The sequence below is a fragment of the Geomonas sp. RF6 genome (assembly GCF_021044625.1).
In the GTDB taxonomy this organism is placed as follows: domain Bacteria; phylum Desulfobacterota; class Desulfuromonadia; order Geobacterales; family Geobacteraceae; genus RF6.
The window spans coordinates 3,813,184-3,835,479 of record NZ_CP087999.1 but is presented as its reverse complement, the minus strand read 5'-3'; the positions used below and the strand labels follow the sequence as shown (position 1 = coordinate 3,835,479).

Below are 22,296 nucleotides of genomic sequence, written 5' to 3'. Positions count from 1 at the left end.
CTTTATTTTTTACCAGCTATATCAGCTAGTTATGAAATTGGCGTCCCCGAGACGATTCGAACGTCCGACCCCTTCCTTAGGAGTTCTTCGGCACACCACCCAATGGTTTATCCCCTTCCTTCGTCTGTTGCTAAAAAGGCTTGCATAACGTGGGGTTGGTAGTATATTGGTTGCTAATTGCAACCCAAAGGCACATCAACTTTACCGCAACCCGGTTGCAACCCACGCCACAATCTGCAACCCAATAGCAACCCTAAGGGAGACCTCCGAATGGCGACGAGATTTAAGCTGACGAAGGACCGCGTCAACAAAATGCTTGCTGAGCACATGGCTACAGGTGCAGCACGCAGGGACGTGTACGACACTGAGATCAAAGGTTTCCTTGTACGGCTCAGCGGGACCAAAGCGGTCTACTGCGTGGCGAAGCGGTGCAACGGCAGAATGACCCGCGTCGTGATCGGCGACCATGGTGTGTTTCTTCCCGACCACAATGACCCAAAACTCAACGCCAGGAAACGAGCCGCGGTGATCGTCGCCGATATCGAGGCGGGTGTGAACCCGAATGAGGCAAAGAAGACTCGCCGAGAGCAGGGCATCACGGTGGCCCAAGCCCTTGAGAACTACTTTCTGGACAACCCGAACTTGAAAGAGAACACGATCAAGATTTACCGCGGGCTGTTGCAAAATCACGCTGCCGATTGGATGAACAAGCCGGTGAAGAGCATTACGCCGGAAATGGTTTTGAAGAAGCATACCGAGATAACGCGAAAGGGCTTCAAGGAATCTGCGAACAAATTCGTTCGCACCGTTAGAGCCGTATTCTATGCCAACAAGCGCCTGTTACCTGAGAACCCGGCAAGGATACCACGGACCAAGTGGAATCCGTCCGAGAGGCGAACCGGGGTCGTGCAGGCACATCTGCTGCCAGCGTGGTACCTAGCGGTCATTGACTACCGCAACCAGGACATCGCTGATTATTTGATGCTGTTATTGCTAACGGGCCTCAGGCGCAGTGAAGGTTTTTCCCTCCGCTGGGAGGATATAGACCTGAAGGGGAAGACGTTGATCGCCAGGGACACGAAGAACGGGAAGGACCATACACTCCCCCTCTCTAATTTCCTATGCGACCTCCTCAAGCAACGAAAAGAAACCAAGGTGAATGAGTACGTCTTCCCGTCTCTTACGAGCGAATCGGGACACCTCGTCGAGCCCAAGAAGGCAGTAGCCGCAATATCCGAGGCTGCCGGATTCAAATTCAACCCGCACGACTTGCGGCGTACGTTTATGAGTGCGGCGGCGAGTCTGGGCATTTCAGAGACATTGATTAAACGGCTCGTAAATCACTCAATCACTGACGTGACAGGTGGCTACATCTTCGATTTTGAGAACAGCGGTCCCCATCGCAAAATGCAGGAAATCACTGACCTCATACTCGGTTGCGTCACTCGGCCGGTCTCTGTGCTCCTTGCCGCAAAAACACTTATTGAGAAGCAACAGAAGCAGGTGACTAAGATCGTGAATCTTGAGGAAAGGAGAAGGGTACCTTCCCTATGAGCGATAAGAAAGATTATGCAGCCATCGTTCGGAAGGATTGGAACGATTTAGACACACCAGCGAAGCAAGAGTTAAAGTTTATGCTCCTGTTTACAGACAAATTTGCTGACTTTGAAAGGCTAGATGCTAATAAGCAAAAATTCTTTCTCCACCTTGCAGAAAAAATGCTCTTTGATGAGCATAGAGGAGTGCCCAGTGGAGCGGCCATCAAGAAAGTCTTGAAAGATTTTCCTGCTGAAGTCACACGAGCAGTCTGCAAAGTTATTAAACCAAAGGCCTACGATGTGCTGTGGGACGGCGGCACTACGACTTACACCTACAGCAAAACTAAAGGCGCAAGACAAACCAGAAAAGAACTAAACGCCACGATAAAACGCATTTCTTCCCATATCAAGGCGTGCAGCGAGTCCAGATTTTACCCGACAGTAGTACTTGAGCCTTTGCAAGAAGCACTTGCTTTGGCCACAGCTTATCGTGACTTTTTAGACACTGAAATTAATGCAAAATCAAGATACAAGCCGGATGGGTCGGAATATAAAAGCATAACCAGCCGTACTGAGTGGAATCCAATTATAAAGCAACTCGTTGAAACTATGAAGAAGGCATTGACCGGTAGAGAGGTAGGAGAATATGGCCGGTATGATTACTACACCCTTTCGGCAAAACTTTTAGAAGTAACATACCCGTGGTGTTGGGGGAAGCTGGGACACGCCAAAGCCACACAGACAGTTAGAGAGAGGTACGAAAGAATCACCGCGTAAATTTGAATCACTGGTAGCCCGCAAGAACGCCTTTTTCACCGACACTTTAGAAATCCGGTTACATCCGTTAGCAACAACGGAAGCAACCGGATTTTTTTTGGAGGTGGAAAATGAGTAGGAAACCCTATAAGGCATCAACACCGGAAGAGAAGAGACGGCGTCGGGCTGAAATGTTTGCGGAAAAACGTGCCGGCGCCATGGAGAGGCTGTCCAGTAAGGTCCAAGCCCTCGGCGATGACGCCTTGTTGGATGAGTTTGAAGCCGCAGCGTATCTCACGAAGTCTGTCCAGTGGCTGCGACTGGACCGACTCAACGGCGGAGTGTCCCCCCAGGTTCCGTATATCAAAGTTGGGAACGGTGTTCGGTACAGATTTGGTGCACTAAAAGCTAGGTAAGCCGGCTGGTTCTAAAACTTGGAGGGCATCCTGTGAATCGATCATACCCCAAAAATAATTCACCTAAGATCGCAAGGCCGGAGCCGCCGCACGGCAAGGTGATCGGCTTCTATGCCGTCGTCTATGATCGCCACATCCGCCGGGAGATCATCATTCCCGTTAGTAAACTCGACCTTCTGAAAGGAATCATACCCCTGCCATGAGTGCCGCCGGATGGGTAAAACTGCACCGGGTGCTTGCAGATCATGATCTATGGCTTGGTGAGCCTTTCACCAGGGCGCAGGCTTGGGTAGACCTGCTTTTGCTCGCAAACCACAAGGTCGGCCACATCCGAAGGCGCGGAATCAAGATCCCTGTGCGCCGCGGGCAAGTCGGCTATTCCCAGGAAGCTCTGGCGGATAGGTGGAAGTGGAGCAAGGGGAAGGTGATTAGATTCCTCGCCGAACTGAAGGCTGACGAGAGAATAACGCAAGAAATAGTACTGAAGAATTTGGCGGTAAGCTCCTTAATTTGCATAACAAATTATGACGAGTACCAATGCGGCAGTACCGAAGATGGAACCGAAGCCGGTACTAAAAACAGGCCGAAGGCAGTACCGAAAACGGTACCAGAACAAGAAAGTAAAGAAGGAAAAGAACTTGATATGTCCAAAAGGTTCACCGTACCGACAGAAGAAGATGTTCAAGCCTACATGGAAGAGATTGGCTATGACGGCAACGCTCAACACTTTGTTGATTTCTACGCCTCGAAGGGGTGGATGGTCGGCAAGAACAAAATGAAGGATTGGAAGGCCGCCGTCAGGACCTGGCACCGGAACGATGCCACTCGCATCAAGCGAGCTCTAGGCTGTACCCCCCAGGAGCGCAGGAAAACAAAGGAAGAGGTGATGGAATTGCTATGAAAGCGCCAAGTTTTGCAGATGTTGCAGCCGAGCGTGAAATTATCGGTGCCCTCCTCATGGACCCGGAAACTTTCCTGGACGTCCGGGGCATCCTCAAGCCCGAGATGTTTCACCACCGCCAGCTAGGCTTGACGTTCAAGGCTTTCGTTATGCAGTACGAGAAGAAGGCACTGACCGACCTCAGGACCCTGGCAAAGGTTGCCGAGGTTTCGCCGCAGATGCTGGCCGAGTGCCTAACAGAGGATATCATCCCTTCCCTCGTCCTACCAAAGGCCCGGAAAGTGCGCGACCTTTTCCACAAGCGACACATTACCTGGCAGATTCAGCAGACGCTAGCCCAACTGGAGACGCTGACGCCCGAGGAGATAGCCAAGAGATTCTCAGACCTCGCTGCAGAGGTAACGATCAGCAACAACTCCAAGGTGGTCTTCGACGCCGCAGCTCTATGCAGGCGCGTGATGAAGCTACAGGAAGGACGCGAAGACCCGGACAAGCCGGACGGACCTGGCACCGGGTACTCCCTCCTCGACAAGCTCCTCCGCGGTATCAGTCCCAAGAGGATGACGGTCATTGCCGCCGCTACGGGATTTGGGAAATCCACTCTTGCCCTCAACCTCTTCTTCAACCTGCTCACCGCTAGACACCGGGCGCTCTTCATCTCCAACGAGAATGACGTTGACTTGAACCTTGATCGTATGTGCGGGATCCTTTCCGGCCTGAAGGTGAAGGACATCGAAAGTGGCAACTGTCCAGAAATAGCCGTAGCTTTCGGCAAGGAGTTCTACACGACCGGCATGTTCATGACCGACAGCAGCCCACGCACCATCGAAGAGATCACCTCCCTCATCACCCGGTATGTGATCCAACACAAAATCGAAGTCGCTTTTGTTGACTACATCGGCGAAATCAGCCACAGCGGGGATTCGAAGGAGACGGAAGAGGCGAGGCTCGCGAGGTTTGCCCAGAAGCTGGTGGACTGCGCGAAGGCACTTGGAATCCACATCGTAGTGATGGCCCAGCTAAACAGGCAAGGCAACGCGAAGGGGCGCCCTACTAAAGCCGAGCTCGCAGGGTGTTTCAAGATCGCCCAGAAGGCTCATAGCCTCTTACTGTTCTGGCAGGACGACAAGAAGCGCGACATCCTGACCATCGACAAGAACCGCCAAGGCCCCGTAGGGCTCGACATCGAAATGCAGTTTGACCGAACCACGCAACGAATCACTGAAATTCGGATTCTGACAGCCGATTGAGCGATCAGATGGAGCTGAACTCAAAAGATAGCCCAGGACATGAAAATTGTAGCGTTTTTGGCATTTCTCACGCATTTTTGTAGCGGAGTAAACCGAATTAAACGAACTGCCTAGGGAATTTTCCGACTCCATAAAAAAAGCATTTGCAGAGTCAAAAGGTCAACCGGGGCAACCACCTCACCCTCTGCGAGCGAGCACAGAGGGTGATGAGTTTCTACTAGGGAGGATCCTGGAAGAGAAGTGCGAGCCCCTTCTCGATGCTGACCACAGCTCAGCATGAACCCTCTGAAGGAACCGATATCACGCCATCATTTTGCGGCTGCGGCTTTACTACCTTTAAGGCAACCCACGTGAGGAGGTAACGACGCATGTCACCGCAGGCACTTTACGAGCGCCGGAAAGGTAACACAATCCGAGACGGAATGATCGACGGCACCGAGGACCTACTGGGAGAAGACACCCTGGAAACCGATTGGGACCTCGCAGGGGGTGCTGTTCCGCCGCCAGGATTCTGGAACGGGACCCACACCAGGGAGGGCAGCAGGATTCCTGGTTTTATCGACGAGGAGTACCAGGAGGGAGAATCGTGGTGAAACGGGAGTGTACGTCTACGCCAGAAGAGGAGAAGTACCGGCGTAAGATAGAACTGTTGAAGCGAGCGCTTCGGTTTGCTGACGATATGGACAAGTCAGACAAAGAGAGGGAGAAGGATAAGTCCATCACCCAGTTGCCGCGATAACATCCGGTAGGACTACAGGCGTTCTTGCCGATCTCAGCGACAACGCTGTGAGGCTAGCGTAGCGCCGTTGCATCAAAGGGGACGGGGGAAAAACCCTCAAGGTCATAAGCCTGCACGCAAAGCGTGCAAAACCTGTAATTCTCGATTATCCAAGGAGGGATAACTATGCGGAGATTGGTGATAGGACTGATCATCCTGGTGCCGGTGATGGCGTGGGGAGGAAATACCTCTAAAACAGACGAGCAACAAGCCGCAGAAGAGGATATCTGCGTGGCAAAGGCAGAATACGCTGACGCGAAGAACCTCTTTTACACGCAGACCAGCGGCATGGTAGATATGAACTCGTACCAGGCGCAGTACCTCATGGACTACAAACGGAAGCGTCTTCACTATGGGCAGCTGCTGCAGAGGTATAGCAAGAAATTCGGGAGGGAGTTCGACGGGATCTGCACGGCAAGCGGCAAGGTGTACCACCCCACCGAGGCAGAGAAGGAAGCTATACGCCGTGCAATGACACCTCCTCATTGATCGTGAAAAAAGTAGTCGTGTCAGAACGTATGGAATGAAAATCACGATGCAGACTTTAAAAGGTGAGGCCCCATTGAGGCATTGGGGCCGTGGGATGAGCTCGGATCGATTCAGATTAGCGGACCGGGAAGGGAAGCCGCTGCGGAGTGGCTAGAGGTTACCCCCGGTGCTTTCGGGCACTTCATAGGCACCTATGGACCGCACTTGATCTGCATTGCGCCGCGGTCAATCTCCAAGCAAACCCGCTCCCCCGACATGACGCTGCTCGGCATAGAGGGGGAGCCCCAAGAGTATGTCTCCAAAAGTCCCCGCGATGCGGTCACATAAATTCCGCAAAAGACAACGCTTTGCAATTGTCCAAGACGGGCTGCATTTCTTCACGCGCCTTTGCGCGGGATGCGGTGACGGAAAAAGCAGCTTTCCCCATCGGGCGAGCTCTGGTTAGCGTCGTTACCCCTCGCAGTCGCGATCAAATCAACTGCTCAAACATAAAATCAAGGTACGTCTTTCCATCCCAATACGCTGATTGGTTGTCACCCGCCTCATTCCGAGCGTGCCAGTCCAGTCGAAGTACATGCTTTGCCTTCATCTGTTCGACCATTTTCAGTTCATCAGCAGTCGGAGTGAGTGCTTTCAGTTTACCCATCGGCGACGAATCCCTCAGCAGGATGAACGAATCGACCTTGAACTGCTTGCCGTACTGTTGAGAGAGCCTCCGCGCCAGCTCCGGCAGGTGGTTTCCCGTAGAGATGCGTACCTTCTCGTTCTCCTCCAGTTTCGACCAATCGGTGATGCCCGTCTGCCCCTTAGGATCGATCAAGAAGATGTGGGTCCGGTCCTTGTGCATTACCCAGAGGACGAAATCGGGGAAGAACGCCCGCGTCTCACTCTCCAGGTAGACGCCAACAGAGCGGAGGCTCTGCACGTTGCGGAGCAGGTAGAATTCGTGCTTGTCATACCGCCCCTTCATGACAGGATCGTGTAGATAGTCGTGGAGATCCTGGACAAACTTCCGTTCTCCGGCGTTGAGTGAATCGGGCGAAATTGTCAGTTTCAGGGAGTTTGGTTTCAGCCCCAACTCTTTCTCCAGCGCTTCCCGGTCCTGGTTCAGGAGAGGCGCATAGACCGTGCGGGGATCGTTGAAGGAGAGTTTAAGCTGCTCCGGGACATCCGTCGGATATGTGGTCTCGAATGCTGCCTTCCGCGCCTGGTCGGGGAATTCCAGCGTAACCTGATACCGATCTATGAAATCCCCGTCCCCCCCCGGAGCGGCCTGGGTCATCAGCTCGTCGTAGCGGTAGCGCCTGGTGTTGATGTCGTAGATCAGCTTATGATGGATCTTATCCAGCGTATCCTGAACGGTCTGGAACAGAAGCCGTTCCACGGCCGGCCAGCTCCGCTCGTCCAGATGAGCCTGGTAGTAGACCGCGCCGACCAGTTCGAGCAGCCAGTCGATGGTAACCGGAAGGAGCTTTTCGTCATTCCCGTGATACAGCCGGATGCGCCGCGACTCCTGCCAGCGCTCTAGCAGCCGGTGCAACTCCACCATGGGAAGGAAAGCTGCCTGCTGCCGCACCCGCTCCAGCAGTTCGGCGGCGATATTGGCCCCTCCCGCCGTGGTGTCAGCTCGATAGTCGAGGCAGATGGAGAAACTGGGCATCTCCTCGCACAGTTCGCTGCCATCGCCCAGATAGCGCCAGCACCAGCGGCCAGATTCGGCCCGCACTGCAATCAGGGTCGGCTCGTCTCGGTGTTTCCCCACCTTGAAAACCTTCAGCTTGTCGCGGTAGTCGTCGAACTGGACTGTTTTCCACTTCGTCCGCCCCCCCACCCAGACCGCGGCCGGGGCCACCGGTACGGAACGCTCCACGGTCCACGTAGGAAGATCGGCCTCCAGCGCCTTTAGAAAGGTATCAAGGTAGCTCTTTTTCAGGCTGAAGATGTTCAGTGTCTCCAGCCGCCGCAGGCGGCTCACCGGCGTATCGGGGAGCTTCAGCCCTTCGTAGTCGTCATGGTGCGCCGGCTCATGGCGCTTGCCGTCGTTCTTCAACCCTTTCAGCCGTACCCCGCGGCCGAAGATCTGGATGATCTTGTTCCCCTTGGTGGACCCGAGATTCACCAAGCCGATGACCGAGAGCCGGAAACAGTTCCACCCCTCGGCAAACTTCCGGCTGCCGATGAGCACGGTGATGGGGCTCGCCGCGGTGTCCAGCTGGGAGAAGTGGAAACGGCTTTCGATGATCGGGCTCTTGCGCAGCTGCGCCAGCATGCCACCGTCTGGGCCCTTCAGGTCGGGGTGGTCCTTGGAGTCGTTGAAAAACTTGTCGCCGTTACCGACGTTAATGATCCCCCAGTATTCGCCATCCCCCCAGGAGAGGAGGATTTCGTCCGTCACCGCCGGGCAGCGGGTAAGGGTCAGGGGGCCGGCGATCTGGCCGTTAAATACCTCCAGCAACTGCTCCTTCTCCTCGAAGGTGAGCCGGGCCAGAAAGCCGAGGAGCTTGCGGATGTCGGAGACCTCGTCGCTTTTCCCCTCGTCCTTCGAGTCCTCCACCGTGCGCCCCATGAAGGCCAGGAGCGGCTTGTCCGGAAAGAAGCCGGTGAAGGGGAGCCCCTCGGTGCCGGTGGCGAGGCTCACCCGCAGCTCCTGGTGGATGGCCAGCTTATCCGCCAGGGTGCGGAAGGCGGTGGTGAAATTTTCCCAGCATTCGCGGCCAGCATCGAAGGCGTCGTCGGCGATGCGGGCCACGGAGAAATCCTTGCCGTAACCGTCCTTGAAAAAGCGATAGTAGTTGTAGTCGTAGACGATCTGCTCGCCATACTCCTCGATATGCCGGTCGGCAATGCCGTGGTAGGTGGCGGAATACTCGAACAGGAAGGCGTTGGGGTAGTCGGCCAGATTGTGGCGCAGCTCCTTGAACTTCCCCAGATCCGTACCGCTGCTGGAGAGGCCAATGTGCCCTTCATCCACCAGCACCAGTCGGAAGACCCGCTTGTGGTCCGGCAGGTCGAAGAAATGCTTTTCCCGGTTCAGAAGCGACTGAGTCGAGTCGATGGTGAGCCTGATGCGGCCAGCACACTGCTGGTTGAGCTTTTCGATGAGCGGAACCACCTCGCGGCGATGCTGCTCGATCAGGTTGACCCCCGGCGTGGTCAGGATAATCTGCAGCTCGTCGAAGGCCCGCCAGCCGCCGATATGGTCGATGAACTGGAGGATGTTGAGGTGCATCAGCAGGGTCTTGCCGCTGCCGGTGGCCATCCAGTAGGCCAGCATGGTCCGGCCCTGATATCCCTTTTCCCGGTTGCGGATCTTGCGCAGCACCGCCTCGGTAAAATAAAGGGCGAGGATCTGGTAGTAACGGAGCTGCACCGGCCGGGCGATGAGCCGGTTGTAGAAAGATAGCCACCCTTGGATGCTCTGGGAATAGGGGCGAGGAATCCCCGACTCAGTCTGCGGGGCGTAGCGCTCCACCACCCCCTGGTAAACGGTGACGTTCTGCTCGGCGGCAGTTGCCAAGTCGCCCAACAGCTCGCGCTTCAGCCGGTTGTAGAGCTTCAGCTCCATGAAGCCCCCCGGTCGAAATCGGTCGCCTGCACCAGCGATACGGGCAGCTTCACCCGTCGGATGTCGGCGTCGCAGTTCACCTCCAGCCGGGTCACAGTAAATTCGCCGCTCTCTCCCTTGTAGCGGTCGATGATGGCGTTCAGTGCCGCGCTGTCATCCTCGCCGGTATCGATGTCGCGGAAGACCACCAGCACGCCGATGGTGGTTTCCACAGCGAGGTAGGTTTTGTCGCTCTCGGTGTAGACCCGCCGTGACTTGACCCAGTACCCCTGTAGGTAGAGCCAGCTCTCCATCAGGTCGATGGTCTTCTCTTCCCGCGCCTTGCCGGCCTTGATGGTCTGGCTGAAGGGGCGGGAGAGATCGAGGCTCGCCACCAGCCTGTTGTGCTCAGGCCGGAAAAGGTACTGCACCGGCAGACCCTTAGGGAGCGTCTCGCCGTCCCAGGCGGTCTCCAGGTTGGCCAGCAGGTCTTCGTACTGCTCGAGGTGCTGAACTTTGATAATATGAGGCTGTCGTCCCGGCATGACCGGAGCGCCGTCCTTCCAGTGGGTCGAGTAGAGCACCCGCATGATACGGGGCTTGAGGATTTTGTCGAAGTAGTCGCCCATCTCCGTCAGCATGAACCGGCGCTGCTCGTCACTATGCAGGACGGCATGTCCGGTAGTGCCGGAACCGGCGAAAAAGTCCAGCACCCATTCACCGGTAGAGGTGGTCTGCTGAACGAACCGTTCGATCAGGGTTGTCGGTTTTGGATTTGCAAAGCTGTGTGTTTTTCCGGTAAGTGAGGTAAGTTCCTTTTCGCCATCAGTGTAATCAATAACTACCGATCTGCCGACATTCGTGTCCACTTCATGAATAAAACGCTTTACCTGTGGGATTTTGTCTTCATTCGCCCCGTAAGCAATTCGCTTATCAGCATCCAACTCCTCAAAAGACTGGCTGAAACCTGCCAATGGTTTTCTCGGCCAAACCCAACCTCTCTTAGGTGCCGGACAGGGCTTTCCGGTTATTTCGTGTGGCGGAGTATAAAATCGATAATTGGGATCGTTTGGGTCCCTCACGCTCGGTTTTTTCGAACCTGCAGACACCAAAGGCATCGACGTATCGCTTTCTCTCCAAATCCAGATCCTTGATTTACGACTTCTCGCTTCTTTTTCGGACACGAGTTGGCCCTTCTCATCCCTATACTCGGCATGCTTATAGTTGTAGAGCCCCTTCCAAAGATCAAGATTCTTGTCAAACTCAACCCCCTGCTCCTCCAGCTCAGCCCGGAACTCCCGCCGATGCTGCTCGAACAGCTCGGCGATTGCCTTCTCTATCACCTTAATTGGGGGGTACTCGGGATTGAGCCGTTCCACCAGTTCCATCATTTCGGCATAGCCAGGTTTCGGCTCCCGGAACATGGTCGGGTCGGCCTTGACCCGGTCCAGGTCGGTGGCGAACACCTGGACATACTCATGGTTGTTGGAGTAGGTCGGCGACTGGTTTTTCGTGGAGTTCTGCGCCCAGATCAGCTCCTCGACCCGGTTTCCCGAACCGAAGGTTTCCCTGAGAATGGTCTCAAGCTGTGTCCGCTCCTTGTCGTCGCTGCTGGCGAACAACACCCCATCCCGGTTCAGCAGGGCACTGGCGAGCTGCAACCGGTCCGCCATCATGGCAGCCCAACTTGAATGGCGAAACGAGTCCTTGTAGAGGAAACCGTCACCCCCCGTGTTGTACGGCGGGTCGATGTAGATGCATTTCACCTGCCCCCGGTACTTATCCTGCAATAGATTCAAAGCCTGCCAGTTCTCCGAGTGAATCAGCACCCCGTCGGTCTGCTCGTCCAGGTTGTCGAACGCCGGGTCGGACAAGAGCTCTAGCGCCCACTCGGTTGCGAATAGCGACGTATCCACCACCAAGGTCGGATGCTCCTTCAACTGCTCCAGGCTCTCGATGGCGACCCCGTACATCTCTCTGAACTGACGCACCTGCTCTGCATTGGCGGAAATAGCGCCATGAAACCGCTCCGGAATTTTCCCAACGGAGATGAGCCAGTGGGTGTCGATCACCTTCTTCTTTAGGGTGAAGATATTCCGCTGGAAGGTCTCCAGTGTGTCGAGGAATTCGATGATCCGGCTGGCCACGGCGTTGACCCCCCGGCCGATGATGAGAGTGGTGTTGTCGATATTCCGGTTGAGGAGCGTATCTAAATCGGAAAAGATGACGTTCTTGATGAAGCGGTCCTTCTCCCGTGTCAGGAAGCCGCGCAGATCCTTGTGGATGAAGTAGTCGGCGTCGTTCCCCACGTAGAACTGGTTCAGCGTTGTGTCCAGCCGGTAGAGGGCGGCGGCGGTCGGATTGGTTCGCAGCGCCTCGACCCGGTCGGACTCATTCTTCCCCAGTCCGGCGAACTCGGGCCGTTTGGCCAGCTCCTTGTAGTAGCTCTCTTCCTTCAGCCGGAGTTGGTTGACCCCCTTCACCTGTCCGCCTTCGGTTTTGTCGAAGTCGGAGGCCAATTCGTTGAAGACCGGTTTGCCACCGTCGCCCGCTCCCTCTTTCCTGAAGAGGTACGGGGTGAGGTCTGCTTCGGCGTCGAACAGGGCCGCCCACACTTTCGAGTAGAGCTCCGTTTTCGGCGTCCCCGTCTTCGCCAGATGGAACACCACCTGCCAAACGCCGTCCTGCTCCTCAATCCGCGCCAGCCGGTAGAGCTTGATCTCCTTGTCTTTGTTGTTGTTCTGTGCCGTGGCCTCGGCTTCGCTCTCGCCGCCGGATTCCAGGCGGAACTCTAGCCGCTTCCCGGCCAACTCGCATTTCACACTGGGGAAGCTCGCCCCGGTCTTGATGTAGTAGCTGTCCTTGTGCTTCCAGTGGAAAAAGGTGTCGGTGCCGTCGTAGTCCGCCTCGTACGGCACCTTGAAGGCGTTGGCGGCACGGCTGTTGTAACCGAAATCGCCGTTTTGGTAGTAGAGCTCGAAGAAGTTCAGCAGGTAGTTGTAGAGCCGCTCTTCAATGTTGGCCGACGAAGTCTGTTGTCCGGCAACCCAGAGCGCTACCTTTTCCCTGGCCGCTTCCGCCTTGTCTGCATTCTCGTCCAGGGCGTCTATGGCCGCCTCCAGCCGGGTTTTCAGGTCGGCATTGAGCGGGTCCTGCTTCAGGGCCTGCCACGCCTCGCGGGTCCGCTTGCCCAAGTCCTCGCAGTAGGGCTCCAGCCACATGAAAGCGGCTTCCACGTCGGTGTTTTCCACCCGCGCCAGTTCACGGGCAACGGTTGCCTTCAGGTCGTCCGGACCGTCGCCGCTGATGAACTGTTCGATATAGGTCCGCTTCAGCTTCAGAATCTTGAAGATACCGAAGTCCAGGTCGTTGGTGTCGTACTGGAACATCTCCCGGAGGAAGTCTCTAAATTTGTCAAATGCTGAAGTCATGAAGGTCCTTTGTCTCCAATGAGCAAGTTACGGTCACAAATGAGGGCGCCAGATTACCACAGATCAAACCGCCCGGATAATTTTTGTTATCGCGAAAAGCAACTCCGAATGTTTTCTCTAGGGCTTCCCCGCGTATTAACAGATTTCAGCGGAGTCATTACTATGCACTTCACAAAACCGCAAACAGCTACCTTGCAACCCATACGCAACCCAGCATAAAAAAAGGGTTACAGCCTAAGCCGTAACCCTTTGATTCTTTTGGCGTCCCCGAGACGATTCGAACGTCCGACCCCTTCCTTAGGAGGGAAGTGCTCTATCCTGCTGAGCTACGGGGACTTGAAGTCAGACGATCTATATACTATAGCATCGCCTGCTTTGCAAGTGATTTCATTAGTATTTCAGCAGCGAGAAGACCTTCCCTTCGGGCAGTTTCTTCTGGCCGTTCAGGAATTCCAGCTCTGCCATGAAGCAGCACTCGAAAAGATCCCCCCCCATGGTCTGCACCATGTCCACGACGGCGGCCATCGTGCCGCCGGTCGCCAGAAGGTCGTCGGCAATCAGCACCCGCTCCCCCGGCTTGATGGCGTCGGTGTGGATCTCCAGGGTGTCGGTGCCGTACTCCAGCGCATACGTCTTTTTGAAGGTCTCGGAGGGGAGCTTCCCCGGCTTCCTGACCAGTACTATGCCGGCTCCGAGTTTGTATGCCAGCGCTGCGCCGATGACGAAGCCGCGCGCCTCTACCCCGACGACTTTGTCGATCTTCTCGCCGATGTAGCGGTGGGCCAGAAGGTCCACCATGCGCTGGAACGACTTGGCGTCGGCCAGCAGGGTGGTGATGTCTTTGAAAAGGATCCCCTTCTTAGGGAAATCCGGGACGTCCCGGATGATGTCTTTCAGTTGGTCCATTGGACTGTTGCCGCTCCTTGTCTGCTTATTTTATTGCAATGCCCGTGGCGGAAGGTTGCCTGGGTTGTTACGCTGCTGTGAAACCCCATCCCCACCCTGGCCCTCCCCTTGAAAGGGAGAGGACGTTGGGCGGGGCGTCTCCGGTGAGGTCGGCGGGGGATGCCGGAAACGCTGGCGCTTATTCCGGCCTACGGTGGACCTCAATTCCCCCCTGCACCTCGCTTCTATCCTGAGGGGACCGTTGGGCCCGGCGTCTCCGGTGAGGCCGGCGGGGGATGCCGGAAACGCTGGCGCTTATTCCGGCCTACATGGACCCCATCCTCCCTGCCCCTCTCCTCTGTACTGAGGGGACGTTGGGCGGGGCGTCTCTGGTGAGGCCGGCGGGGATGCCGGAAACGCTGACGCTTATTCCGGCCTACATGGGCCCCGTCCTCCCTCCCTTCGTCGTTACCGAAGGGACGCTTGGGGGCGGGAGCCTCCCGTGAGAGGCCCCCCCTTCCCTATTTCGTCGGTGTCGTCGTGTTGGCGGGTTGCTGCTTCCCCATGATGTCAGTCGCTTCCACGATCTTTCTCAGCTTCTCCAGCGACTTCGCCTCGATCTGCCTGATCCGCTCGCGGGTCACGCCGAAGCTCCTGCCGATGGTGTCCAGCGTCTGCGGATCCTTGTCGTCGAGCCCGAAACGGAGCGTCAGGATCTTCTTCTCGCCGTCCGAAAGGGTGTCAAACCACTTCGACACCAGTTCGTACTTGTTCAGGTCTTCCAGCAGCACCGCGGGCGAGACGGTGGAGGTGTCCTCGATGGTGTCGATGAGGAAGTAGTCGTTGTTCTCCCCCATCGGCCGCTCGATGGAATAGGTCTTTTTCAGGAGCACCATGAGACGGCGCACGTAGGTTACGTTCACGTCGAGGGCGTCGGCTACTTCCTTTATCGACGGCTCCCGGTTCATCTTCTGCACCAGCTCACGGGTCACCCGCAGCATCTTGTTGATGTCGTCTGATACGTGCACCGGAAGGCGGATGGTGCGCGACTGGTTCACCAGCGCACGCTCGATCGACTGCCTGATCCACCAGGTGGCGTAGGTGGAGAAACGGCACTCCTTGCTGAGCTTGAAACGCTCGACCGCCTTGATGAGCCCCATGTTCCCCTCTTCGATCAGGTCGAGGAAGGGGAGCCCGCGGTTGATGTAGCGTTTGGCGATCTTTACTACCAGCCTCAGGTTGGAAACAATCATGCGGTCTCTGGCCGCCTTGTCCCCGTTGTCGATGCGCGCCGCGAGCTCCTTCTCCTCGTCTGCGGTGAGGAGCTTCGTCTTCTGGATCTCGCGCAGGTAGAGCTTGATTGCGTCGTCAAAGTGCTCGACCACCGCCGCCTTTATCTCTTCCTCCTCTACTTCGGCGTGGGTGTCCTCTTCTTCGACTTCTTCCAGTTCCAGGGCATCGGGGTCCTGGTCGCCATCCATGAACAGCCCGTCTTTTTGCTCCTCTACGATTTCGTCGTTCTGCATGCTCAGGCTCCTTATGAGAGAGTCGTCAAGCTACGGCTCTTCGCTCCAGCCATGTTTCCCAATCAGACGTACGAATCGACAATCAAGAGATACATCCCCGACGACTGAGCCGTCCGGATTTCTGACCACCCTCACCAGCCGCTGGTCCGTCCTGTCCCCCACCGGGATGACGAGCCGCCCTCCAATAGCGAGCTGGTCGACCAGACACTGCGGCACCTCCGGGGCGCCTGCAGTAACGAGTATGGCGTCAAAGGGTGCTTCCTCAGGCCACCCTTCGGTTCCATCGGCAATCCTTAAGTTCACATTCAAAAGGCCCAAGCTGTCCAGGGCTTTCCGCGCCTTCAGGGCCAGCGGGCGAATCCTCTCCACCGTGTACACCCGGTCCGCCAGGGTGGCGAGCACAGCGGCCTGGTATCCGGAGCCGGTACCGAGCTCCAGCACCTTTTCGCGCCCGGTGAGCTCCAACATCTCGGTCATCTTCGCCACCATGAACGGCTGCGAGATCGTCTGCTTCTCTCCGATGGGGAGGGACCCGTCGCTGTAGGCCTGCGCCGACATCGCCTCCTCCACGAATATGTGCCTCGGTATGTTGAGCATGGCTCCTATGACCCGCTGGTCCGTGATCCCCCGCTTCACCAGTTGAGCCTCTACCATCCTCTTTCGTGCTACCGCAAAATCCATCTTCCCCCCGATCTGATGCAGGGGGAGTTTATAGCAAATGAATCTCTAAAAGTCCAGCTTCAGCGCATCTGCCAACCCTTCACCGCCTCCAGCGACGCGTAGTTGGTAAGGTCGAAATGAAGGGGGGTTACCGAGATGTGACCGCGCGAAACGGCGTGGTAATCGGTCCCCGGAAGGTCCTGCAGATTGAGGTCGGCGGTGCCGATCCAGTAGTAGCTCCTGCCGCGCGGATCGACCTTGTCGACGATCGTCCCCTCGTAGCGCCTCTTCCCCTGGGAGGTGATGAGGGGCGGCTGCAAGGTGTCGTGCGCGAGGTCCGGCACGTTCACATTGAGGAAGGTGTCGGGGGGGAGCCCCTTCTCCACGACAGTGCGAGCGAGCCGGGCAGCGAAGAGGGCCGCGGCGTCGTAGTGCTCCCCATCCCCGGCGGTAGCGAGCGAGATCGCAAAGGCGGGTATCCCCATCAGCGTCGCCTCGAGGGCCGCGGCCACCGTTCCAGAGTAGGTGACGTCGTCGGCGAGGTTGGCGCCGCGGTTCACCCCGGAAATGACCAGGTCCGGCTTGAAGGAAAGGAGGCTGTGCACCCCGAGGTTGACGCAGTCGGTCGGGGTGCCGTCGACGGAGAATACATTCTCGGAAACCTTCACGACGCGCAGCGGATGATGCAGCGTGAGGGAGTGGCTCACCGCGCTCTGCTCCCTGTCCGGTGCCACGACGACAGTTTCGGCAATCTCGGAGATCCGTTTCCTGAGCGCAGCGAGGCCGGGAGCGTGCACTCCATCATCGTTGGTCAAAAGTATCTTCAACTGCCACCTTCTTTCTGAGACTTGTATGCAATGGGGATCAAAGTGTTTTTGCGAGAAGATCATCAATGCTGCACCGGTTTGAACGACCCTCGATCGGAAAAGACAGTGGACAACTAAGGCCTCTCCCCCTCCAAAGAGTAACAATCTCTAACATCTGGCAAGCACGAAAATTACTTTAGCATATTTAACGAAAGAATGGGCTTTTTTTAACAATTGAAAGAGGCGGTAGATGGGGGAATGTTGGCGGAAACCTTTGTTAAAGGGGAGATGATGGAAAACGGAACCTCCTCAAAGAGAGTACCGAACGGCGGGAAAGAAGGCGCAGCGGGGCGGGTTCGGTGATACGGCAGAAAACGCCGCCGGTGCGTGAGCGCGCTTACTCCGGATCAAACTCAGCCCGACACGGCAGATCCTCTTCCCTGCCGTAGCGCACCTTCATGACGATAAGCGCGCTGTAGCAGATGATGGAGAAGGAATTCGCGGCGATGAGCGGGAGATCGTTCAGGAGGAGGCCGTAGGCGAGCCAGAGGGACATACCGATATCAAGGAGTATCGGCTGCCAGATCGAGAGGTCGCGCACCTGCTTCGTGCGGAAGGTGCGCAGGACCTGGGGGATTGCCGCGCCGCTGGTGATGGCCCCGGCCAGGAGGCCGAGGGAGGTATCTACCGTCATTGCTGTCCTTTTTTCCCCTTGAACTCGGACGCTGCCCAGTCGATCTGCGAGAGCATGCCGCGCAGCACCGACACCTCGCGCTCGTCCAGCTCCGCCCGGGCGTAGATGCGCCGCATGGTGCGCATGATGTGGTCCGGATTTTGAGGGTTCAGAAAGCCGATGCGCAGGAGGGTGCGCTCCATCTGTCCGTAGAGGTGCTCCAGCGCCTCAGGACCCGCCAGTTCCCTCACGGCGACGGGCTCTGCGGGAGCCGTTACCGTTCCCCTGAAGAGCTCGTAGCAGAAAATCAGCACAGCCTGGGAGAGGTTCAGCGAACCGTATTCGTCCCCGGTGGGGATCGTCGACTGCCAGCGGCAAAGCGCCACCTCCTCGGTGGTGAGGCCGTTGTCCTCCCTTCCGAAGACGAGCGCGAGCCTGCTGTGCGGGGGGCACGAGGCGAAGCGGGAGACCACCTCGTCCGGGTTCTGGATCTCCTGGCGGTATTTGCCGTGCCGCCTTGTGGTGGCGACGGAGAATTCGCAGTCGGCGATCGCCTCGGGGAGCGACGTGAATATGCGCGCCGACTCCAGGAGATCGCGCGCCGAGACCGCGAACTTCAGCGCCTCCGGGTGATTCACCTCGCATGGGTTCACCAGCCGCAGGTCGTACAGCCCCATGTTCTTCATTGCGCGGCAGACCATGCCTATGTTGCCGGGGCTCTGGGTCCCGACGAGGACGATGCTCACTCTATCTTTCAGCTGCATAAAATAACAGATCCTCCTCACCCCGCCTGCGAGGTGTCATTTCTGCTTTCGCGCCGTTTCTTCAGGCGCTGGTATCTCTTCCTTCTGCGCCAGCAGTGGGCGAGATAGTGGGCGATGTAGGCGCAGACCACAAGAAGCGCCAGCGCGAGGAGCAGATACGGCTCGTACCGCTCCAGGTCGTCGAAGAAAAAGGATGCACCCTTCCCGAAGAGGAAGCCGCAGAGCGCAAAGATGATCGACCAGGAAAGGGCGCTGACCAGGTTGAGGATCAGGAACTTGCGGCTGGAAAAGGTGGTCATCCCGAGGATGATGGGGAGCAGTATCCTGAAGCCGTAGGTGTAGCGCGAGGCGAAAGCGACGAAGTTGCCGTAGCGCTCGATGAGCAGGAGCCCCTTGCGGAACTTCTTGGAGACGGTGGTGAAGACCCTGAGGAGGAACTGCCCTTTGAGGCGCCCGAGGTAGAAGTACGCCTGGTCCCCGAGAAAAGAGCCGGCAAGGGCGGCGAGGATGACGCCGTAGATATTGAGGTATCCCTGGAAGGCCATGAACCCGGCGAAGATGAGGATCGCTTCCCCTTCCAGAAAGGTCCCGAGGAAAAGGACCCAGTATCCGTGTACCTGCAGATAATCCCTGAGAAGCTCTTGCACGAAGACTCCGGCAGTTCAAGTAGGTTCGGTTCAGCTCGCTTTCAGGCTTTACACATTGTCCCCCCTACCCCCCGCCGAGGTCAAGGCGCTATCGCCCCGCGACGTCCGCTGTCACCTGCGGTAGACCGGGTTGGCCCCCCGCACCTCCACCATCGGGCCGTCCTCCACGAGCTCCAGTTCGCCCGAATCCGCTTCCTCGTAAACGTCGTCCCCCACCGCCCAGGCGTAGAGGCGCTCCGAGTCCAGGAGCACCGGGCGCTCGGGAATGCCGTACACCCGGTTCTGCATCCCCTCGTCGTAGAGCCCGACGCATCCGTGCGAGGCGGGCTTCCCGGGGAGGTCCCTCGCGTGAATCCAGTAGGAGACGTTGTCCGCCCCGACGTGAAAGCGGATCGCATTGTCCATCGGGTACTGCGCAGTCTGGTCCTCGGTCTTGTACAGGGAGGAGGTATGATTCTTGTGGCGGGCGTCGACCTGGAAGATCCCGACCGGCGTCTCATGACCCGCGGCACCGGTCGCTGCCGGAACGGAGAAAACGAGCTTGCCGTACTGGTAGGCGCCCATCCACTGCTCCGTCAGATCGATGAGGATGTATTTCTCGTGATTGCGTGCCGGCTCGTATTCCTCGGGCATCGGCGTGTACTTCCTGCAGGTATTCATGTCCAGGGGGACCTTGATGGTCATCCCCGGGTAGACGTGACGACGGTCGATGCGGTTGAAACGCGCCACGTAGGGCCAGTCTTCGCCAAAGAGAGACTCCAGCGTCTCCGAAGGCATCATGAAGTGCGGCCGCCAGGCGATACCGGCGAGGCTTGGGTATTCCACGCGGGAAAGGTCCTCACGGGCGGGGTCTTTGGGGTTGGCGCCGGGGTCCGACGTTGCCAGCGGATTGTACACCACGATGCCGGCGAAAATAGCCAGAGCGAAAAAGAAGGCAAACTTACGAAGCATTTACTACATTCCCCCAAAAACATAATGGGGCTCTCGCCCCATGGTCCTGCTCGATTCCAGATTTAGCCCCGGCCGCCGCAGAAGCCGGGTGACGCTAACTAACAACCATTCAGAAAAAGCCTGCTGCGTCGCAGTGATAACACTTTTGCCAAAGTGGGTCAAGTAAAAGAAGTCCGCGCCATGACCTCTTCTACGGCACTGTACGGATCGGTGGCGCGACTGTGCAGCCGCTGCATGAGCTCATTATACGCGCCGCTCTCTATCAGCCCCTGCAGAACCATTGCGTAGAGCTCCTCTTTCAATGTCTCCCCAAAGACCCGTGCGTTCCGTTCCTCTATTACCCTGCGCAAGGTGTCGGTCTGAGAGAGGAACGCGCGATGCGCCTCCAGCTCCTGCACCAGCTCCTCGACACCGACCCCCCTGAAAGCCTCCGTCTTCAGCACGCGGGGCTGCCACGCCTCCGGCGCGGGGTGGCGCATCTCCAGCATGCTGCGCAATTCGCGCACCGTCCGCTCCGCCCCGTCGCGGTCCGCCTTGTTCACCACGAAGAGGTCGCCGATCTCCAGGATCCCCGCCTTGATCGCCTGGATATCGTCCCCGAGCCCCGGCACCATGACGACGACGGTGCTGTGGGCCGAGCCGGCGATGTCTATCTCGTCCTGCCCCACCCCGACCGTCTCCACGAGGACCACATCCATCCCCATGGCATCCATCACGTTCACCACGTCCATGGTCGATCGGGAGAGCCCGCCGAGGGCGCCGCGGGTAGCGAGACTGCGGATGAAGACACCCGGATCCTCCGCGTGCCGGTTCATGCGCACGCGGTCCCCGAGAATGGCCCCGCCCGTGTACGGGCTCGTGGGATCGACCGCGACGACCCCGACGCGCAGCCCCCTCTTCCGGTATGCCTCGATCATCTGGTCCACCAGGGTCGACTTACCCGCACCCGGCGGACCGGTGAGTCCGAGGATGTAGGCCCTGCCCGTGTGCGGGTGGAGGGACTTAAGCTCCTGCACCGCGCTCGGCATGCGGTCGTCGATATCGCGCATCAGGCGCGCCGCGGCCCGCACATCGCCGGCCAGCACCCGTTCGGCAAGGCTCATGAAATGGTCCCTTTCGTAGCAGTCGCACCTTTTGTGAGGATGCTTGCAGTTTTCGGGGAAGACGCGGCAGAAACGTCCCCTCCCCCCTTGCGGGGGAGGGACAGGGTGGGGGGGAAGGTGCCACCGTTGCAGCAGATGGCAGCGTCACCCCCCCCCTGTTCCCCTCCCGTCAACGGACGGGGAGGATTGACCTGCGTTCCGCCGGAATCCCCCGAAGAACCTTTTTTGCGGGCGACGTAAGAGGCGCGCTCCAGGGCGCAGCCGCTTTTGAGCTCCACGTCCTCGGCGCAATTCACCAGCGTCTTCGCAGTGGCAAGGAGCTCCACGGGGCGTTGCGCCAGCGCTTCCGCGAAGGCCGTCACCTCCTGCCAGAAGGTCTCCTGCGGAAATACGCGGCTCACATACCCCATGGCGAGAGCGTCTGCTGCGTTATAGGTTGCAGCGGTCATAAAAACCTCCAGCGCGCGCCCCCTGCCGATAAGTCGTGGCAGCTTCTGAGTTCCGCAGAAGCCGGTAAGTATCCCGAGCCGCGCGCCGGGATGGGCAACGCGGAGGCTGTCGCTGGCGAGTCGCAGGTCGCAGGCAAGGGAGAGGTCGCATCCCCCTCCCATGGTTATGCCGTTGAGGGCAGCGATGACAGGCTTATCCGCGTCCTCCATCATCTCAAAGAGAGCCTGCCCGACGTCGGCAAAAGCCAGCGCGTCACCGGGGGAGAATTCCAGCATCTCAGCGATGTTGGCACCGACGGCAAAGGACTCCCCGGGAAAACCGGAGATGACTATAACCGTCGCCGCCGGATCCGCCGAAAGCTCTTTAAAGGCAGCGGAGATCTCCCGCAGCGTCCCGATCGAGAGGGTATTGAAGCGCCCGCCGGAGTCGAGCATCAGGTATCCGACGCCGTTTGCAGTAGTGATGGAGAGTTTGGTATAGGACATAGTGGTATTTGGTAACCGGCAGGAAGCAATCATCATCTGGTGCGGATGGCGAAGGAAAGGTTACGAAGCGGATCCGTGCATCGAGCTGCCCCGTAAGCCGCCACCCGTCGAAGATCTCCCTGTAGCCCCGCCCCTGCTGAAGCCGCGAGAAAGGCTGTCCGCATCGCTATTCTTCATCGGCGGTAGTGCTGGCCATCGCGCTGGAGCGTAGGCATCCTGCCTGCGATGGCGGCAAAGCCGCCA

General features: G+C 57.7%; 20 protein-coding genes and 1 tRNA gene. 8 read left to right on the top strand and 13 right to left on the bottom strand.

Annotated features, from left to right (window positions below; genetic code table 11):
• Nucleotides 1–270: 270 nt before the first annotated feature.
• The 7 genes from LPW11_RS16420 (at nt 271) to LPW11_RS16390 (ending at nt 6,128) form a co-directional block, all read left to right on the top strand.
• Nucleotides 271–1,554 carry a tyrosine-type recombinase/integrase gene (locus LPW11_RS16420; RefSeq protein WP_230994956.1) on the top strand — a complete coding sequence of 428 codons (1,284 nt, stop codon included), beginning with the start codon at nt 271–273 and terminating at the stop codon, nt 1,552–1,554.
• Nucleotides 1,551–2,315, top strand: coding sequence for a hypothetical protein (locus LPW11_RS16415; protein ID WP_230994955.1), 765 nt, complete (start codon nt 1,551–1,553; stop codon nt 2,313–2,315). Before LPW11_RS16420 ends, LPW11_RS16415 begins: the two co-directional genes overlap by 4 nt.
• Before the next feature lie 110 nt (nt 2,316–2,425).
• The gene (locus tag LPW11_RS16410) at nt 2,426–2,710 is read left to right on the top strand and encodes a hypothetical protein (protein ID WP_230994954.1); all 285 of its coding nucleotides are present in this window, start codon (nt 2,426–2,428) and stop codon (nt 2,708–2,710) included.
• Between the two features lie 199 nt (nt 2,711–2,909).
• Nucleotides 2,910–3,611, top strand: coding sequence for a hypothetical protein (locus tag LPW11_RS16405; protein ID WP_230994953.1), 702 nt, complete (start codon nt 2,910–2,912; stop codon nt 3,609–3,611).
• Nucleotides 3,608–4,861, top strand: a complete 1,254-nt coding sequence (locus LPW11_RS16400; protein ID WP_230994952.1) for a DnaB-like helicase C-terminal domain-containing protein — start codon at nt 3,608–3,610, stop codon at nt 4,859–4,861. The genes LPW11_RS16405 and LPW11_RS16400 overlap by 4 nt, the downstream gene beginning before the upstream one ends.
• 368 nt (nt 4,862–5,229) lie before the next feature.
• On the top strand, nt 5,230–5,454 hold the full coding sequence (locus tag LPW11_RS16395; protein ID WP_230994951.1) for a hypothetical protein: 225 nt from the start codon (nt 5,230–5,232) through the stop codon (nt 5,452–5,454).
• A 311-nt stretch (nt 5,455–5,765) separates the two neighbouring features.
• Complete coding sequence (locus LPW11_RS16390) at nt 5,766–6,128, top strand: hypothetical protein (RefSeq protein ID WP_230994950.1); 363 nt, start codon at nt 5,766–5,768, stop codon at nt 6,126–6,128.
• 469 nt (nt 6,129–6,597) lie between these two features.
• On the opposite strand, the gene LPW11_RS16385 is transcribed toward LPW11_RS16390, so the two are convergent.
• The 4 genes from LPW11_RS16385 to LPW11_RS16370 all read right to left on the bottom strand — a co-directional run bounded on the left by LPW11_RS16385 (nt 6,598) and on the right by LPW11_RS16370 (nt 14,009).
• The gene (locus tag LPW11_RS16385) at nt 6,598–9,693 is read right to left on the bottom strand and encodes a DEAD/DEAH box helicase family protein (protein WP_230994949.1); all 3,096 of its coding nucleotides are present in this window, start codon (nt 9,691–9,693) and stop codon (nt 6,598–6,600) included.
• Nucleotides 9,684–13,103: a site-specific DNA-methyltransferase gene (locus tag LPW11_RS16380; RefSeq protein WP_230994948.1), complete on the bottom strand. Its 3,420-nt coding sequence runs from the start codon at nt 13,101–13,103 to the stop codon at nt 9,684–9,686. Before LPW11_RS16380 ends, LPW11_RS16385 begins: the two co-directional genes overlap by 10 nt.
• Before the next feature lie 259 nt (nt 13,104–13,362).
• Nucleotides 13,363–13,439 (bottom strand) — tRNA-Arg (locus tag LPW11_RS16375).
• 54 nt (nt 13,440–13,493) lie between these two features.
• On the bottom strand, nt 13,494–14,009 hold the full coding sequence (locus tag LPW11_RS16370; protein ID WP_230994947.1) for an adenine phosphoribosyltransferase: 516 nt from the start codon (nt 14,007–14,009) through the stop codon (nt 13,494–13,496).
• A 275-nt stretch (nt 14,010–14,284) separates the two neighbouring features.
• On the opposite strand from LPW11_RS16370, the gene LPW11_RS16365 reads away from it, so the two are divergent.
• Nucleotides 14,285–14,494 (top strand): hypothetical protein, encoded by a 210-nt coding sequence (locus LPW11_RS16365; protein ID WP_230994946.1) that lies wholly within the window; start codon nt 14,285–14,287, stop codon nt 14,492–14,494.
• A 15-nt stretch (nt 14,495–14,509) separates the two neighbouring features.
• Here the strand turns inward: LPW11_RS16365 and LPW11_RS16360 are convergent, their stop codons facing one another.
• The 9 genes from LPW11_RS16360 to LPW11_RS16320 all read right to left on the bottom strand — a co-directional run bounded on the left by LPW11_RS16360 (nt 14,510) and on the right by LPW11_RS16320 (nt 22,053).
• The gene (locus tag LPW11_RS16360; protein WP_230994945.1) at nt 14,510–15,514 is read right to left on the bottom strand and encodes a sigma-70 family RNA polymerase sigma factor; all 1,005 of its coding nucleotides are present in this window, start codon (nt 15,512–15,514) and stop codon (nt 14,510–14,512) included.
• A 30-nt stretch (nt 15,515–15,544) separates the two neighbouring features.
• Nucleotides 15,545–16,195 (bottom strand): protein-L-isoaspartate(D-aspartate) O-methyltransferase, encoded by a 651-nt coding sequence (locus tag LPW11_RS16355; protein ID WP_230994944.1) that lies wholly within the window; start codon nt 16,193–16,195, stop codon nt 15,545–15,547.
• 59 nt (nt 16,196–16,254) lie between these two features.
• Nucleotides 16,255–17,001: a 5'/3'-nucleotidase SurE gene (gene surE, locus LPW11_RS16350; RefSeq protein ID WP_230994943.1), complete on the bottom strand. Its 747-nt coding sequence runs from the start codon at nt 16,999–17,001 to the stop codon at nt 16,255–16,257.
• 376 nt (nt 17,002–17,377) lie between these two features.
• Nucleotides 17,378–17,674, bottom strand: a complete 297-nt coding sequence (locus LPW11_RS16345) for a SemiSWEET family sugar transporter (protein WP_230994942.1) — start codon at nt 17,672–17,674, stop codon at nt 17,378–17,380.
• Complete coding sequence (locus LPW11_RS16340) at nt 17,671–18,417, bottom strand: RNA methyltransferase (protein ID WP_230994941.1); 747 nt, start codon at nt 18,415–18,417, stop codon at nt 17,671–17,673. The genes LPW11_RS16345 and LPW11_RS16340 overlap by 4 nt, the downstream gene beginning before the upstream one ends.
• 17 nt (nt 18,418–18,434) lie before the next feature.
• On the bottom strand, nt 18,435–19,064 hold the full coding sequence (locus tag LPW11_RS16335) for a DedA family protein (protein ID WP_230994940.1): 630 nt from the start codon (nt 19,062–19,064) through the stop codon (nt 18,435–18,437).
• Nucleotides 19,065–19,175: 111 nt separating this feature from the next.
• Nucleotides 19,176–20,015 (bottom strand): L,D-transpeptidase, encoded by an 840-nt coding sequence (locus tag LPW11_RS16330; RefSeq protein ID WP_230994939.1) that lies wholly within the window; start codon nt 20,013–20,015, stop codon nt 19,176–19,178.
• A gap of 158 nt (nt 20,016–20,173) precedes the next feature.
• Nucleotides 20,174–21,118, bottom strand: coding sequence for a methylmalonyl Co-A mutase-associated GTPase MeaB (meaB, locus tag LPW11_RS16325; RefSeq protein WP_230994938.1), 945 nt, complete (start codon nt 21,116–21,118; stop codon nt 20,174–20,176).
• On the bottom strand, nt 21,115–22,053 hold the full coding sequence (locus LPW11_RS16320; protein WP_230994937.1) for an enoyl-CoA hydratase/isomerase family protein: 939 nt from the start codon (nt 22,051–22,053) through the stop codon (nt 21,115–21,117). The genes meaB and LPW11_RS16320 overlap by 4 nt, the downstream gene beginning before the upstream one ends.
• Nucleotides 22,054–22,296 lie beyond the last annotated feature (243 nt).